The following is a 14557-nucleotide window of genomic DNA, read 5'->3' on the forward strand; positions in this document are numbered from 1 at the left end:
TCGCTCACGGCGCGACTCCGATCGTCGTCAGTCCCGTGGTCTCGTCGAGACCCAGGGCGAGGTTCATGCTCTGGACGGCACCGCCCGCGGTGCCCTTGGCCAGGTTGTCGATGGCGCTGATGGCGATGATGCGGCCCGCGGCGGCGTCGTACGCGACCTGGACCTGAACGGCGTTGGAACCGTGGACGGACGCGGTCGCGGGCCACTGACCCTCGGGCAGCAGGTGGACGAAGGGCTCGTCGGCGTACGCCTTCTGGTAGGCGGCGCGGACGGACTCGGCCGTGGTGCCGGGGCGGGCCTTCGCACTGCACGTGGCGAGGATGCCGCGCGGCATCGGCGCCAGCGTCGGCGTGAAGGAGACGGAGACCCGCTCGCCGGCCGCGGCGGAGAGGTTCTGGATCATCTCGGGCGTGTGGCGGTGGACGCCGCCGACGCCGTACGGGGACATCGACCCCATGACCTCGCTGCCCAGCAGGTGCGGCTTGGGCGCCTTGCCCGCGCCGGAGGTGCCGGAGGAGGCGACGATCACGGCCTCCGGCTCGGCGAGCTGGGCCGTGTACGCCGGGAACAGCGCCAGGGAGACGGCGGTCGGGTAGCAGCCGGGGACCGCGACGCGCTTGGACCCGGTGAGCCGGGCGCGGGCACCCGGCAGCTCGGGCAGGCCGTAGGGCCAGGTCCCGGCGTGCGGGGACCCGTAGTACGCCTCCCAGTCACCGGCGTCCGCCAGCCGGAAGTCGGCGCCCATGTCCACGACGAGCACGTCGGGGCCGAGCTGCTCGGCGACGGCGGCGGACTGGCCGTGCGGCAGCGCGAGGAAGACGACGTCGTGCCCGGCGAGGGTCTCGGGAGCGGTCGGCTCCAGGACGCGGTCGGCCAGCGGCAGCAGGTGCGGCTGGAGCGCGCCGAGGCGCTGCCCGGCGTTGGAGTTGCCGGTCAGGGCGCCGATCTCGATCTGGGGATGGGCCAGGAGCAGACGCAGCAGCTCTCCGCCCGCGTATCCGCTCGCTCCGGCCACCGCCGCACGTACCACCATGGATTACCCTCCTCCTGATGGCATGACTATACGTTTCCATGCACGTTTATGCAATGTGCCCTCAGGATCCCAGGGCCAGCAGGGCCACGGTCATCAGCAGGGGCGGGAGGAGGAGGGTGACGAGGTGCCCGAGCAGGGTCCGGGCCATGCCCAGCACCGCGAACAGCACCAGCCCGCCCAGCAGCCAGCAGCAGAAGATCCGCAGGGCGAGCCCTTCGGCGGCGTTCTCCTGCTCACCGGTGGCGGGCTCGGTGAGCACGCCGATGGCCAGCAGGAAGAGCAGGGAGCTCAGCAGGACGTTCGCCGCGCCGACGACGGGTGCGACCGGCCGGTCGGCCCGTCGCACCCGTCTCCACAGCCGTATGACACTCATGGGCCAGGGAGCCTAGCCCGGCATGATCATGACCGCTGCCTGATCACCGCTGCTTGATCACCGCTGCTTGATCCTCAGGAAGGTGACCGAGTTCGCCGGGAAGGTGTACGTGAACTCCGCCGCCACCCCCGAGAAGGTCGACGTCACCGGCGTGACCGGAGTGTCCGTCTCGGTGTTCACCGCGTCCTGGTCGGCGGCCAGCGTGGTGACCCGGGCCCGGGAGGCGACCTTCGCGCCGCCGAGGTCGACCGCCGTGCGGGCCGCCGCGTCCTGGGCGTTGACGACCTTGACGATCAGGTCGCCGGTCCGCTCGTCCTCGGTGACGATCTGCCGGAACGGCTCGGCCGGCTTGTCGTCGGTGAAGGAGCCCCACTCCTGGCCGTCGAGGTAGAGGGTCACCTGCCGGCCCCGGACCTTGATGCCGATGTCGTACGCACGGCCCGTCTCGACCGATCCCGCCTTGGACAGCAGCGTGGACTTGCCGCCGTCGACGGCCTGCTCGACGGCGGACTGGGTGTTGTTCCAGCCGCCCAGGTTCCACCAGTAGTAGTTCCCGGTGTCCTTGACGCCGAAGGCGACGAGGAAGCCCTCCTTGCCGGACTTCTTGGTGGCCTTCACCTGCAGGTCGTAGTTCTGCCAGGCCGGGTCGCCCGCCGTGACCAGGGTGTTCTCGGCGGCCTCGTCGCTCTGGACGTACTGCCCGTCCTGGACGCTCCAGCTTCCGGTGCCGCCCTGGGTCCACCGGGACGCGTCGCCCGAGAAGTCGTCGCTCAGCAGTTCCGTCCCGTCGGCCGACGTCACCCGCACGTCGTCGTAGGCGGCGCTGGTCGCCCACGTCGACAGGCCGACGGCGCCGGTGATCGGACCGCTGACGTCCGGGGTCGTGGTGGCCGTCGAGGGGACGACACGGTCGCCGGTGTTGTTCATGAAGAGCTTCTGGACCTCGTAGTTCGCCGAGTTCCAGGAGGCCCGGTTGTTGAACCAGATCATGTCCGGGCTCCACTGCACGTAGTCCTCGTTGGCGAGCAGCGGGGCGTAGGAGGCGAGTTTCACGATGTCCGCGTTGCGCTCCAGGCCGGTCATGTAGGCCGCCTCGGACAGGGCGTTCTTCCAGGCGTTGCCCTGGGAGGCGTACTCGCCGAGGAAGACGGCGGGGCCGTTCCTGTCGTAGCTGTCGTAGCGGTCGTTGTTCTGGAGGAACCACCGCGGGCTGTTGTAGTAGTGCTCGTCGACCATGTCGACGCCGGCCTCGCGGTTGAGTTTCCAGGCGGTGTCGAAGGTGGTGCCGGAGTCGTCCGGGCCGGAGTTGGAGATGACGGTGATGTCCGGGTACTCCGCCTCGACGGCGGCGCGGAACCGCTGGAAGTTGGCGAAGAACCGTTCGGGCAGGTTCTCCTCGTTGCCGACCGCGAGGTGGGTGAGGCCGAAGGGCCTGGGGTGGCCCATCTCGGCGCGGACCTTGCCCCATTCCGAGGTCGCCGGGCCGTTGGCGAACTCGATGAGGTCCAGGGTGTCCTGGATGTGCCGCTTCAGCAGCGCCTCGTCGTCGGTGGCCTGGTTCTGGCCGCAGCCGGTCACCAGCGCGGGGACGACGGGCAGCGGCATGGCGCCGATGTCCTCGGCGAAGCGGAAGTACTCGTAGTAGCCGAGGCCGTAACTCTGGTTGTAGCCCCAGAAGTTGGCGTTGGTGGCGCGCTCCTCGACCGGGCCGACGGTGTCCTTCCACTGGTAGGCGCGCTTGCGCTGGTAGCCGCTCGCCTCGCTGTAGTCCTCCATCGAGCCGGTGTTGACCAGGCAGCCGCCGGGGAAGCGCACGAAGCCGGGGTTCAGGGCCTCGATCTTCTCGGCGAGGTCCTTGCGCAGGCCGTTGTCCTGCCGCTTGTAGGTGTCACGGGGGAAGAGGGACACCATGTCGAGGGCGGCGGCGGAGGTGGTCGCGACGGCCAGCCGGCCCCGGTTGCTGGTGCGGGTCGCGGTGAAGGTCGCGGTGTACTTGCGCCAGCCGCCCCGCGCGGCGACCTGGCGGGCGCCGGCGAGGGTGCCCGCCGCGTCCTCGAGACCGACGGTGAGGGTGGTGCCGGACTCGGCGCGGGCCCACACCGAGAAGTCGTACTTCTTGCCCCGCTCGACGCGGATGCCGGTGTTGTAACCGGCGTTGCTGACGGACGAACCGGCGCCCAGCTTCAGGTAGTTGCGGTTGCGCTCGTTGAGCCGCCCGGCGTCGTCCACGACCTCGGCGGTGCCGTCGGCCGTCCAGGAGGTGAGCGGGGTGTACGCGGTGTTGTCGGCGGTGGAGTACTCGAAGGATCGGTTCTGCACCAGCTCGGCGTAGAGGCCGCCGTCGGCCGCGCGGTTGATGTCCTCGAAGAAGACGCCGTACATCGTGTCGTCGATGGCCGCGCCCGCGGCGGCCGGGTCGACGGTGATCGCGTAGTCGGTGACCGCCTCGGCGTGCGCGGGGACGGGGATCAAGGCGGTGGCGGTCAGGAGGGCCGTCGTGGTCAGACCGAGTCTGAGACGGCTGCGGTGCCTGCGTGACATGGATACTCCGCGGCTCTGGCTGGACCGGATCCAGCCTTGTTCGAAATATCGGATGTTGATCAGCACTTCGAACGGCAAGATAGGGAGGTGACCGGGCAGCGTCAATGGGTCGCGCAGCGACGGGCGGGACGGTCGCGCAACGACGGGCGGGACGGAGGAAGATTTCGGTGGACGAGTTCTGGCCGGTACCCGATGTACTGGCCCACCTGGCCGGAAGCTGGCGGGTGGAGCGGTCGGTGCGGGATCTCGCGGGCGGCGACGAGGGGCGGTTCGAGGGCACGACGGCGTTCCGGCCACTGGAGGACGGCGGCGGCCTGCTGCACCTGGAGTCGGGGGCGTTCACCTGGCAGGGCGTGACCCGGCCGGCCGAGCGGACGCTGCGCTTCCTGCCGGGCTCCGCGCCCGGCACGGCGGACGTCCGCTTCGCCGACGGCCGCCCCTTCCACGACCTGGACCTGGCCACGGGCCGGCACGTGGCCGACCATCCCTGCGCGGCCGACCTGTACCGCGGCGAGTTCACCGTCCGGGACCGGGACCACTGGCGCACGGTGTGGCGGGTGGCGGGCCCGGCCAAGGACCTGCTCCTGACGACGGAGTACGTGCGCGAAGCCCCCTAGGGCCCGGCCTCGAACCGCACCACCCACCGCCCCGCGCCCCCGGTGAGCGTGGCCGTCGCCAGGGGGTGGACGTCGATGTTCCAGTACGTCGCCGGCGGTGCGCCCAGGGCGTACACCAGGGCGGCGCGGATCACGGAGGGCTCGGCCACCGCGACGACGCGGTCGCCGTCCTGGGCGGGCCGGGTGTCGAGCCAGCCGCCGACGCGGCCGATGAAGCCGAGCAGTGACTCCCCGCCGTGCGGGGTGGCCCGGGCGTCGGTGAGCCAGGCGTCCACCGCCTGCGGTTCCCGGGCCATCGCCTCGCCCGGGGTCAGCCCGCGCCAGCGGCCCATGTCGCAGTCGCGCAGGGCGAGTTGGACGAGCGGGGTGTAGCCGAGTCCGTCGCCGGTGGCCCGGCTGCGGGGCGTCGGGGAGCAGTAGCGCAGGTCGGCCGCCGCGAGCGGCAGCAGACCGGGGGCGGCGCGCTGGACCTGCTCCCAGCCCTCCCGGTCCAGCGGCCGGTCGTCCTCGAACCGCTCCGCGCGCAGGGGTGAGCCGCGGGCGGCCGCGACGAACGTGACGCGAAGCGACATGCGCCGATCGTCGGCCCGGGCCGTACCCGGGTCAAGAGGTGTCACCTCGGCTCACCGAAGGTGACCGGTGCTCACCGGCCGAAGGCGAACAGCATCCACTCCTCGGGCCTGTCCAGCGGCGTGAACCCGAGGCGCGCGTACACGCCGTGCGCGTCCCGTGTGGCGAGGACGATCCGCCGCAGCCCGTACGGCCGAAGGTGCTCGCGCACGGCCGCCGCCATCGCCGTACCGATCCCCTTGCCGCGTACCGACGGGTCGACGTACACGTCGCACAGGTACGCGAAGGTCGCCCGGTCGGTGACCACCCGGGCGTACGCCACCTGCTCGCCGGACATCGCGTCGTAGACGCCGAAGTTGAGCGATCCGGCGACCGCCCGGTCGTGCTTGTCGCGGGGGCGTCCGGTCGCCCAGTACGCGTCGGTGGACAGCCAGCGGTGCACGCGGCCGGTGTCGAGGCGGGCGGGGTCGGTGGAGATCTCGTAGCCCTCGGGGAGGGGCGGGGTGCCGGTCATGCGGGGAGGCTCGCAGGCCAGGGGACCGGACGTCGAGGGGTTATCGGCCGGGCACGGCGTCCGGTGATCCGCCGGGCACCTCGTCCAGAGCCGCCCGCAGCCGCCGTACCCCCTCGGTGATCTCCCCCGCGCCCGCCACCGCGGCGAAGCTCAGCCGCAGGTGCCCGGCGGGCGGCTCGGCGCTGAAGTACGGGCGGCCGGGGGTGAGCGCGACGCCCGCGCGCAGGGCGGCGGCGGTCAGCGCGGCCTCCGAGGTGCCGTCGGGCAGCCGCAGCCAGAGGTGGTAGCCGCCGGACGGGACGTGCGGGAGGGCGAGTTCGGGCAGGCGCAGCCGCAGCGCGGAGGTCATGGTGTCCCGGCGGGTGCGCAACTGCGCCGACACCGCCCGCAGATGGCGTGGCCAGGCGGGTGAACCGACGAGTTCGAGGGCGGCCTCCTGGAGCGGGCGCGGCACGAAGAAGGCGTCGACGACCTGGATGGCCAGCAGCCGCTGGAGCACCGGGCCGCGCGCGGCCAGCGCGCTCACCCGGAAGCTGGGCGAGGCCGCCTTGGTCAGCGAGCAGACGTGGACGACCACGCCGTCCGGGTCGTCGGCGGCCAGCGGCGGCGGCAGCGGCCCGGCGTCCTCGTGCACCAGCCGCCGTACGAAGTCGTCCTCGATGACGAAGGCGCCCGCCTCGCGGGCGATGCGCAGCACCTCGCCGCGCCGGTCGGCGGAGAGCACCGCGCCGGTCGGGTTCTGGAACAGGGGCTGGCAGACGAAGACGCGGGCGCCGCTGGCCCGGAAGGCGTCGGCGAGCAGGGCCGGGCGGACCCCGTCGGCGTCCACCGGGACCGGGACCGGGCGCAGTCCCGAGGAGCGGGCGATGGCCAGCATGCCGGGGTAGGTCGGCGACTCGACGAGGACCGGCGCCCCGGGCGGGGCGAGCGCGCGCAACGCCGTGGTCAGCCCGGACTGGCCGCCGGCGGTGACCAGTACCTCGGCTGCCGTGACGGTTCCGCCGGGACCGCCGATGGCGCGCGCGAACCACTCGCGCAGCTCCCACAGCCCCTCCATCGGCGGCCGGCCCCACGCGCCGGGCCGCCGGCCGGCCCGGGACAGGGCGGCGGCCAGCGCCCGTTCCGGCTGGAGCGAGGGGTGCAGATAGCCGCCGTTGAACTCGATGACGCCCGGCGGCGGCGCGGCCAGCGACGCGAGGACCCCCGAGGCGTCCACCGAGCGCGGTACGAGGTCGGTGGCGCCGTCCGCGCTGAGCGCGACCTCCTGCCAGGAGGTGTCCCCGGCGGACGGGGCCGAGGCGTGCCGCTCGGCGCGGAAGGCGCCGGCCCCGGGCCGGGTGACCACCAGCCCCTCGGCGGCCAGCCGAGCCAGGGCCCGCGAGACGGTCACCGGGCTCACCCGGAACCGTTCGACCAGGGCCCGGCTCGACGGCAGCTTTCCACCAGGCGAGTAGCGGTTCAGCTCCTGCCGCAGCAGATTCGCCAGCTCGTCCACACTGCTACGCTCTTGCATGAGAGCACAGAGTAGCGCTACCGGTACGGCGGCGATAGCGGTCGGGGACCCGGCCAAGGTCTCCACGGCGGCGGGCACCCTTCAGGCCGCGCTCGGCGTCGTCGCCTTCTCCCTCACCTTCCCCGCCACCGCCTGGGGCCTGGAGGGGTTCGGTACCTGGTCCCTGGTCGCCGTGCGCAGCGTCCTCGCCGCCGCGATCGCGGGGAGCTGTCTGCTGGGGCTGCGCGTACCGCTGCCGGAGCGGCGGCACTGGGCGGGGCTGGCGGTCGTCGGCGCGGGCGTGGTCCTCGGCTTCCCGCTCCTGACCACGCTCGCGCTGCGGACCTCGACCACCGCGCACGCCGCCGTGGTGGTCGGCCTGCTGCCGCTGACCACCGCCCTGCTGTCCGCCCTGCGCATGGGGACCCGCCCCTCGCGCACGTTCTGGGTGGCGGCGCTGGTGGGCGCGGCGGCCGTGGTCGCCTTCACCGTGCAGCAGAGCGGCGGGGCGCTGACGGCGGCCGACGCGTATCTGTTCGCGGCCCTGCTGGTGTGCGCGGCCGGGTACACCGAGGGCGGCCGGCTGGCCCGGGTCATGCCGGGCTGGCAGGTGATCGGCTGGGCGCTGGTGCTGTGCCTGCCGCTGACGGTGCCCGCGGCGGCGGTGGCGCTGTCCCTGGAGCCCGTCGAGCTGACCGCGCACAGCGTGACCGGGCTGCTGTGGGTCGCGGTGGGCTCGCAGTTCCTCGGACTGGTCGTCTGGTACCGGGGCATGGCCGCCATCGGCATCCCCAAGGCCAGCCAGTTGCAGCTGGCGCAGCCGCTGCTGACCCTGGTGTGGTCGGTGCTGCTGCTGGGCGAGCACCTGCCGGTGGCCGCGCCGGTCACGGCCGTGGCGGTACTGGTGTGCATCGCCGTCACCCAGCGGGCGCGCGGCTGACCGGGTCTCCACCTGGAGCGCATCGCCGTAGACTCGACAGCACGGACCGCTGCCCCGCGACGGTGAGGAGGCCGCGCCCATGCGTGCGAACGTCGGTGACCAGCTTGTCCAGCACGGCAGGGTGGTCGGACAGCAGGACAAGAAGGCCGAGATCGTCGAGGTGCTGGGCCGGGCGGGCACTCCCCCGTACCGCGTCCGTTTCGAGGACGGGCACGAGGCCGTGTGCTCACCCGGCCCGGACACCGAGATCCGGCACCGGGAGACCCAGCTGTAGGAGCGGTCAGCGGGTGGTGCGCGCCGGCTTCCCGTAGTGGTCGGCGGCCACCCGCGACATCGCCCCGATGGGATCGGCGGCCACGTCCCGTGCGCCGAAGAAGACGTGCCCGCGCACCTGCGGGTGGTCCTTGCCCAGTGTCAGGTGCCGGGACAGTTCGCCCGGCTTCTGCCAGGCCGCGGGCTGCGCCGTGTCGCCGGCCTTGTAGAGCGCCTCGCCGATGTACAGCTCGGTGCGGCTGCCCGCGGCCGTCGCGGACCACCAGGACAGCAGCTCGGCGTAGTCGGCGGCGGCCATGCCGATGTGCCAGTACAGCTGCGGCACGATGTAGTCGATCCAGCCCTCCCGGACCCATGTGCGGGTGTCCGCGTACAGGTCGTCGTAGGTCTGGACGCCGCCCTGGGTGCGCGAGCCGCGGGGGTCGGTGGTGGAGTTGCGCCACACGCCGAAGGGGCTGATGCCGAACCGGGCGGCGGGGCGGACCTTCTCGACCCGGGCCGCCGTCTCCCGCACCAGCCGGTCGATGTTGTCCCGCCGCCACGCGGCCTTCGACGCGAAGCCCCCGCCGAAGGCGGCGTAGGTCTTGGCGTCGCCGAAGCTCTGCCCGGCCACCGGGTACGGGTAGAAGTAGTCGTCGAAGTGGACGCCGTCCACGTCGTACTTGCCCACCGCGTCGAACATCGCGTCCTGCACGAAGGCGCGGACCTCGGGCAGCCCCGGGTTGTAGTACAGCTTCCCGCCGTACGGCACGACCCAGCCGGGGTGCTTGCGGGCGGGGTGGGAGGCGGCCAGCCTGGACCGGTCGGTGTGGTTGGCGACCCGGTAGGGGTTGAACCAGGCGTGCAGTTCCAGGCCGCGCGCGTGCGCCTCGGCCACGGCCGTACCCAGCGGGTCCCAGCCGGGGTCGCGGCCCTGGACGCCGGTCAGGCACTCCGACCACGGCTCGTATGCGGAGGGCCACAGTGCGTCGGCGGCGGGCCGCACCTGGAAGAAGACCGTGTTCAGGCCGTACTTCACCGCGGTGTCGAGGTACTCGACCAGGTCCTCGCGCTGCTCGGCGCCGGACAGCCCCGGCCGGGACGGCCAGTCCCGGTTGGCGACGGTGGCCAGCCACATGCCCCGCATCGCGGTCGTGCCGGCGGCCCCGCCGCCGGCTCCGGCGGTCCCCTCGGCCGTGCCGGTGCCCCGGCTGCCCGGTGCCGACGAGGCACGCGGCGCCATCGTGAGTGCGGACACCGCCGCCACCGCGAACGCCCGGCGTGACAGCCGGCGCACGGGAAGACTCATGAAAGACCCCAAAACGCTCCGGATCCGCTCGGTCACGGATCGTCCCAGGGGCACAGCATGCCCGACCCGGAGGACCGATCGACGTCACGGCGAGGGTAACGTGCACGATCGGAGCAGACGCCGGGACCCCCGGCGCGCTGCCGGTGCCGTAGGACAGCGAAAGGGACGATGTGACCGTCTTCTCGGGAGATATCGCGCGCGTCGGCGTGGTCGGCTGCGGTCAGATGGGTGCGGGCATCGCCGAGGTGTGTGCCCGTGCCGGTCTGGAGGTGATGGTCGCCGAGACCACCGGAGAGGCCCTGGAGATAGGCCGTACCCGGCTGTTCAACTCGCTGGCCAAGGCCGCCGAGCGCGGGAAGATCACCGAGGAGGAGCGGGAGGCCACGCAGGCCCGGCTCGGCTTCACCACCGACCTCGGCGAGTTCGCCGACCGTGACCTGGTGATCGAGGCCGTCGTCGAGAACGAGCAGGTCAAGACGGAGATCTTCCAGGTCCTCGACCAGGTCGTCACCCGCCCGGACGCGATCCTCGCCTCCAACACCTCCTCGATCCCGCTGGTCCGCCTCGCGGTCGCCACCTCGCGGCCCGACCACGTGATCGGCATCCACTTCTTCAACCCGGCCCCGGTGCAGCAGCTCGTCGAGCTGATCCCGGCGCTGACCACCTCCGAGGGCACGCTCAGCCGGGCCCAGCTGTTCACCGAGAAGGTGCTCGGCAAGCACGCGATCCGGGCCCAGGACCGCTCCGGCTTCGTGGTCAACGCGCTGCTGATCCCGTACCTGCTCTCCGCGATCCGGATGTTCGAGTCGGGCATCGCCAGCCGCGAGGACATCGACAACGGCATGGAGCTGGGCTGCGCCCACCCGATGGGCCCGCTGAAGCTGTCCGACCTGATCGGCCTGGACACCGTCGCCTCGGTGGCCTCGTCGATGTACGACGAGTACAAGGAGCCGCTGTACGCCGCTCCGCCGCTGCTCCAGCGGATGGTCGACGCGGGGCGGCTGGGCCGCAAGAGCGGCTCGGGGTTCTACTCGTACAGCTGACCTCGTACGGCTGACGGAGCACTCGCTCCGAGTGGGCCCGGCACCCGGCAAGGGTGCCGGGCCCACGGCTTTCACACACCGTGTGCGCGCCGGGCTCGCATATGCCCCGCGCACACTCTCCCCGCGCGCTCCGCCGGACGGTTGACTCTTCACGCGCACGCAAGGGATGCGTGCGCGCTCGTCCGATCACGGAAAGGAGCGGTTTCGTGACCGCCGATTCCGAGCAGCCCGTCGTGAACGGAGAACTGGCCGACCTGCGGCGCCGGCTCGACGTCGCCTACGCCCGCGTCGAGGGCGGACTGACGCTGCTCAACCACCGCACCGAGGAGACCGCCAAGACGGTGGACGAACTGAGCACCCGCCTCACCACCCTGGAGCACGCCCGCTGGCCACTGCCCTCGATCGCGGCGATCACGGCCGTGGGCGCGCTCGTCGTGGCCGTCTGGCAGGCGTTCGGCCGCTGACGGTCCGCGGACCGGCGCCGCCGGGCGGGTCAGGGCATGGCGTCCTGCCCGAGCCTGAGGTGGTGCAGCAGCAGTAACGCGGCGGCCATGTTGGCGGCCGGCACCTCCCCGCGCACGACCATGTCGGGAACCAGCTTGAGGGGCACCCACTCCCGGCGGTCGGACTCGAAGTCGTCCACGGGGTGCCCGACGTACTCGCCCTCGTCGGCCCAGTAGATGTGGTGCCGGGCGTCGGTGAGGCCGTTGGACGGCTCCACGCTCATCAGGTGCCGCAGGGGGCCCGGCCGCCACCCCGTCTCCTCCTCCAGTTCCCGGGCCGCCGCGGCCGCGAGGTCCTCGCCGTCCTCGACGACACCGGCCGCCAGCTCCCAGCCCCAGCTGTCGGTGATGAAGCGGTGCCGCCACAGCAGCAGCACCTCGTTGGCCTCGTTGACCACCGTGGCCACGGCGACCGGACGCATCCGTATGAGGAAGTGGTCGAGATGCCGGCCGTCCGGCAGCTCGACGTCCGCGAGGTTGACGCTGAACCAGCGATTTGAGTACACAACCTGCTCGTTCCGTTTCGTCCACTGCACGGTTATGCCACCTTTCGTTGAGTAGGTGGCAATATGGCAGCCGACTCTGTGCCACAGGAGGCGCACGCCCGCCGTGCGCGGGGCGATCGCGGGCACTCGGTGCCGTTCCTGGGGGCACCCGGGGCACCGGGATCACAGCGGTACGCGCAGTGCTCCGTCGATGAGTTCGGCGGCCTCGGCGGTGCCCGCGCCACCGCTGCGCACCAGGTGCTCGCGCACCGCGCGGAGACGGTCGCGCAGCCGCTGGGACTCCATCCCCCGGGCCTGTTCGGTCATCTGCACGGCGGTCACCACGGCCTTGTCGGCGTTGCCCTGCCGCAGCTCGATCGTGCTGAGCATCGCCAGCCGGTGCACCCGGCCCCGGTCGTGCGCCGGGGTGTCGACGGCCGCCGCGGCGTGCTCGGCGGCCGCGGCGACCTCGCCGAGGCTGAGAAGCGCCTCGGCCACCTGCACGTTGACCAGCCCCGGCTGCACATACCCGGTCTCGTCGGGCTCGCGCCCGCGCCGGATGCGGTCGGCTGCCTGCTCGGCCCGCCGGATGCAGGACAGGGCGCTGGTGCCGTCGCCGAGGTGGGCGTAGGCCTTGGCCTGCATCGCGTAGAGGTCGGAGGCGAGCGCCGGGGTGATGTGCCGCCCCGCGGTGCGCAGCGCGGCCTCGGCGAAGGCGACGGCCTGGCGGTACTCCCGCAGGTACAGCGCCTGGTTGACGAGGAGCGCGATGATGTACGCACCCAGGCCCCGGTCGCCGCTGGCCTTGGCGAGTCTGAGGGCCTGGTGGAAGTAGCGCTGGGCCAGGCCGTGCGCGTCGGAGTCGTAGGCGCAGATGCCGGCCACCGCGACCAGGCCGCCGGTGGCGCGGTGCAGCTGGCGGCCGGTGGCGTCGGTGTAGCTGCCACGCAGCAGCGGGGCGGCCTCGGCGTTGAGGAAGCCGACGATCCGGGCGCGGGTCGCCACCCCGCCGGCCTTGCGGTACATCTGCTCGTAGTGGGCCCGGGCCGAGCGCAGCATGTCCAGGTCGGCCGAGGTCACCGGGTGCCGGCCGCCGCGGGAGACGTCCACGTCCTCGGGCGGGTTCTCCCACTCCCACACGGGCATCACGGCGGGGGTGCCGGTGAGCGCGGGCGCGCCGAGGATGTGCGGGCGCTGCTGCTGGTCCGAGCGCCACAGCGCGGTGGCGCGCTCGACGAACCCGGACAGCGAGCCGGTGTGCGGGGCGGCCGGCTCGCCGGGCACGCCGAGGCCGATGTCGTCGAGGGTGACGGGGCGCCGCAGCCGGGCCGCGAGCACCTCGCAGATCAGGTCGGGCACCTGGCCGCGCGGGCGCTGTCCCTTCAGCCACCGGGCCACGGCGGTGTGTTCGTACCGCAGGGCGAGTCCGCGGCCTCGTCCCGCCTGGTTGACGTGTGCGGCCAGACCGGCGTGCGAGATGCCCGCCTCGTCCAGGATCGCGTCGAGCAGAGTGTTGGGCTGCATGTCGGGCCCCCGGTGGCTCGGTGCCGTAGAGAGTAGTGGGTCTGTCTTCACACGGGGTGTGAACCGAGTACGCGAATCCGCACCGTGTGCGCGCTGTCGCGGAGAGTTCTCGCCCGCTTGACTGGAACACCTCGTAACAGAGGCCGGTCGGGCCGCCGGCTCCCCCTCGTACAGTGCGGTGGCCCGTTGCCGTGCCGCCCGCCCGGCCGTCTGCCCGACATTCCGTGGCGGGGCGGGCGGCGGGCGCCGGCTCAGGAGAGCGAGTCGGCGCCATGGCCGGCCAGGGACCTGTCGTCGAGGGCGCGGGTGCCGTCGCGGTGCAGCATCAGCAGGGCGACGTCGTCGGGCGGGCTGTTGTGGGTGTGGCGCAGCAGCGCGGTGAGGACCCGGTGCAGTACGGCCCGGGGGCACAGCGGCTGCTCGCGCACCGCGTCGGCCAGGATCTGCCGCAGAGGGAAGAACCGGCCGCGGCCGTCCCGGGCGTCCTCGGCACCGTCCGTGTGGAGCAGCAGCGCCTGGCCCGGCAGCAGCCGTCCGTGCCGGTCGGCCGGCAGGTCGTCGGGGAGCGGGAAGAGACCGAGCGGCGGCAAGGGGTCGGTCCGGGCGAGCGGCTCGATCTCGGTGCCGGTGATCAGGCAGGGCCAGGGGTGCCCGCAGTTCAGCGTCCGCACCTCGCCGTCGGACCCGATCTCCAGCAGCAGCACGGTGACGAACTCCTCGCCCGCCGTGCCGTCGCGGGACCGCTCGCGCACGTGCCGGGCGAGGGCACGGTCCAGGCGGCGCAGGACGTCGCCGAGGTCGTCCCCGTCGTGCACCGCCTCGCGGAAGCTGCCGAGGACGGCGGCGGCCGTCCCGACGGCGGCGAGGCCGTGTCCCCGGGCGTCGCCCATCACCATTCGGACCCCGTGCTCGGTGCCGACCACCTCGTACAGGTCACCGCCGATCACGGCGCCGGGGTCGGCGGAGAGCTGGGCGGCGGCGACGTTCAGCCCGCCGACGCTCGGGGGCAGCGGGCGCAGCAGCGCGCTCTGGGCGACGCCCGCGATCCGGCGGGCCTGCCGCAGCTCGCGCAGCAGGGTCCGCCGGACGTGCAGGACGAGCCCGGTGCCGACGGCGAAGAAGACGGCGCTGGAGACGAGCCGGGCGCCGAGCCCGTCCTGTTGGGCGAGCGGGCAGGCCAGCTTGTACGTGATGGCGGTGGCGCCCCACGCGGTGGGCAGCCCCAGCGCGAGCACCCGGCGTAACGGGCTTCGGCGCGGGCGGGCGGACGGACCGGTCAAGGTCCGGATGCAGATCATGCCGTGGGTCCCCCAGTCAGGCCCAGACAGCGCGGACCGGCCCCGAAGGACCGGTCCGATTCT

15 protein-coding genes are annotated in these 14557 nt (G+C 72.9%); 5 read left to right on the plus strand and 10 right to left on the minus strand.

Annotated elements, in window-relative coordinates:
* Positions 1-4: 4 nt before the first annotated feature.
* The 3 genes from argC to ACIQR3_RS20935 form a co-directional block, all read right to left on the minus strand.
* Positions 5-1033, minus strand: coding sequence for an N-acetyl-gamma-glutamyl-phosphate reductase (gene argC, locus ACIQR3_RS20925; RefSeq protein WP_403540947.1), 1029 nt, complete (start codon positions 1031-1033; stop codon positions 5-7).
* A gap of 61 nt (positions 1034-1094) precedes the next feature.
* The gene (locus ACIQR3_RS20930; protein WP_403540949.1) at positions 1095-1406 is read right to left on the minus strand and encodes a hypothetical protein; all 312 of its coding nucleotides are present in this window, start codon (positions 1404-1406) and stop codon (positions 1095-1097) included.
* Positions 1407-1463: 57 nt separating this feature from the next.
* Positions 1464-3947: an alpha-L-arabinofuranosidase C-terminal domain-containing protein gene (locus ACIQR3_RS20935; protein ID WP_403540952.1), complete on the minus strand. Its 2484-nt coding sequence runs from the start codon at positions 3945-3947 to the stop codon at positions 1464-1466.
* Between the two features lie 167 nt (positions 3948-4114).
* Here ACIQR3_RS20935 and ACIQR3_RS20940 point away from each other — a divergent pair, with 167 nt between their 5' ends.
* Complete coding sequence (locus ACIQR3_RS20940) at positions 4115-4564, plus strand: DUF6314 family protein (RefSeq protein ID WP_403540955.1); 450 nt, start codon at positions 4115-4117, stop codon at positions 4562-4564.
* Here the strand turns inward: ACIQR3_RS20940 and ACIQR3_RS20945 are convergent.
* The 3 genes from ACIQR3_RS20945 to ACIQR3_RS20955 form a co-directional block, all read right to left on the minus strand.
* Positions 4561-5136, minus strand: coding sequence for a histidine phosphatase family protein (locus tag ACIQR3_RS20945; protein ID WP_403540956.1), 576 nt, complete (start codon positions 5134-5136; stop codon positions 4561-4563). The genes ACIQR3_RS20940 and ACIQR3_RS20945 overlap by 4 nt on opposite strands.
* A 71-nt stretch (positions 5137-5207) precedes the next feature.
* Positions 5208-5648, minus strand: coding sequence for a GNAT family N-acetyltransferase (locus ACIQR3_RS20950; protein WP_403540959.1), 441 nt, complete (start codon positions 5646-5648; stop codon positions 5208-5210).
* A 40-nt stretch (positions 5649-5688) separates the two neighbouring features.
* A complete protein-coding gene (locus tag ACIQR3_RS20955) occupies positions 5689-7161 on the minus strand; it encodes a PLP-dependent aminotransferase family protein (RefSeq protein ID WP_403540960.1) in 1473 nt (490 codons plus the stop codon).
* Here ACIQR3_RS20955 and ACIQR3_RS20960 point away from each other — a divergent pair.
* Both ACIQR3_RS20960 and ACIQR3_RS20965 read left to right on the plus strand, forming a co-directional pair.
* Positions 7160-8080 (plus strand): DMT family transporter, encoded by a 921-nt coding sequence (locus ACIQR3_RS20960; protein WP_403540963.1) that lies wholly within the window; start codon positions 7160-7162, stop codon positions 8078-8080. The two genes, ACIQR3_RS20955 and ACIQR3_RS20960, sit on opposite strands and share 2 nt — an antisense overlap.
* Before the next feature lie 79 nt (positions 8081-8159).
* Positions 8160-8354, plus strand: coding sequence for a DUF1918 domain-containing protein (locus ACIQR3_RS20965; RefSeq protein ID WP_215169742.1), 195 nt, complete (start codon positions 8160-8162; stop codon positions 8352-8354).
* Between the two features lie 6 nt (positions 8355-8360).
* Here the strand turns inward: ACIQR3_RS20965 and ACIQR3_RS20970 are convergent, their stop codons facing one another.
* Positions 8361-9641: a glycoside hydrolase family 10 protein gene (locus tag ACIQR3_RS20970; protein WP_403540966.1), complete on the minus strand. Its 1281-nt coding sequence runs from the start codon at positions 9639-9641 to the stop codon at positions 8361-8363.
* Positions 9642-9811: 170 nt separating this feature from the next.
* Between ACIQR3_RS20970 and ACIQR3_RS20975 the strand changes: the two genes are divergently transcribed.
* Positions 9812-10684 (plus strand): 3-hydroxybutyryl-CoA dehydrogenase, encoded by an 873-nt coding sequence (locus ACIQR3_RS20975; protein ID WP_215169740.1) that lies wholly within the window; start codon positions 9812-9814, stop codon positions 10682-10684.
* Between the two features lie 206 nt (positions 10685-10890).
* A complete protein-coding gene (locus tag ACIQR3_RS20980; protein ID WP_403540969.1) occupies positions 10891-11148 on the plus strand; it encodes a hypothetical protein in 258 nt (85 codons plus the stop codon).
* Positions 11149-11177: 29 nt separating this feature from the next.
* On the opposite strand, the gene ACIQR3_RS20985 is transcribed toward ACIQR3_RS20980, so the two are convergent.
* From ACIQR3_RS20985 to ACIQR3_RS20995, 3 genes are all read right to left on the minus strand, one after another.
* The gene (locus ACIQR3_RS20985) at positions 11178-11723 is read right to left on the minus strand and encodes an NUDIX domain-containing protein (RefSeq protein ID WP_403540971.1); all 546 of its coding nucleotides are present in this window, start codon (positions 11721-11723) and stop codon (positions 11178-11180) included.
* A gap of 132 nt (positions 11724-11855) precedes the next feature.
* Positions 11856-13196: a transcriptional regulator gene (locus ACIQR3_RS20990; RefSeq protein WP_403540972.1), complete on the minus strand. Its 1341-nt coding sequence runs from the start codon at positions 13194-13196 to the stop codon at positions 11856-11858.
* A gap of 251 nt (positions 13197-13447) precedes the next feature.
* The gene (locus ACIQR3_RS20995) at positions 13448-14494 is read right to left on the minus strand and encodes a PP2C family protein-serine/threonine phosphatase (protein WP_403540974.1); all 1047 of its coding nucleotides are present in this window, start codon (positions 14492-14494) and stop codon (positions 13448-13450) included.
* Positions 14495-14557 lie beyond the last annotated feature (63 nt).

Origin of the sequence: Streptomyces sp. NPDC090994, assembly GCF_044768905.1 — a bacterium.
In the GTDB taxonomy this organism is placed as follows: domain Bacteria; phylum Actinomycetota; class Actinomycetes; order Streptomycetales; family Streptomycetaceae; genus Streptomyces.

Coding starts and splice junctions, on each gene's coding strand:
- argC (WP_403540947.1), bottom strand. CDS start 1,033: ATGGTGGTACGTGCGGCGGTGGCCGGAGCGAGCGGATACGCGGGCGGA.
- ACIQR3_RS20930 (WP_403540949.1), bottom strand. CDS start 1,406: ATGAGTGTCATACGGCTGTGGAGACGGGTGCGACGGGCCGACCGGCCG.
- ACIQR3_RS20935 (WP_403540952.1), bottom strand. CDS start 3,947: ATGTCACGCAGGCACCGCAGCCGTCTCAGACTCGGTCTGACCACGACG.
- ACIQR3_RS20945 (WP_403540956.1), bottom strand. CDS start 5,136: ATGTCGCTTCGCGTCACGTTCGTCGCGGCCGCCCGCGGCTCACCCCTG.
- ACIQR3_RS20950 (WP_403540959.1), bottom strand. CDS start 5,648: ATGACCGGCACCCCGCCCCTCCCCGAGGGCTACGAGATCTCCACCGAC.
- ACIQR3_RS20960 (WP_403540963.1), top strand. CDS start 7,160: ATGAGAGCACAGAGTAGCGCTACCGGTACGGCGGCGATAGCGGTCGGG.
- ACIQR3_RS20955 (WP_403540960.1), bottom strand. CDS start 7,161: ATGCAAGAGCGTAGCAGTGTGGACGAGCTGGCGAATCTGCTGCGGCAG.
- ACIQR3_RS20965 (WP_215169742.1), top strand. CDS start 8,160: ATGCGTGCGAACGTCGGTGACCAGCTTGTCCAGCACGGCAGGGTGGTC.
- ACIQR3_RS20970 (WP_403540966.1), bottom strand. CDS start 9,641: ATGAGTCTTCCCGTGCGCCGGCTGTCACGCCGGGCGTTCGCGGTGGCG.
- ACIQR3_RS20990 (WP_403540972.1), bottom strand. CDS start 13,196: ATGCAGCCCAACACTCTGCTCGACGCGATCCTGGACGAGGCGGGCATC.
- ACIQR3_RS20995 (WP_403540974.1), bottom strand. CDS start 14,494: ATGATCTGCATCCGGACCTTGACCGGTCCGTCCGCCCGCCCGCGCCGA.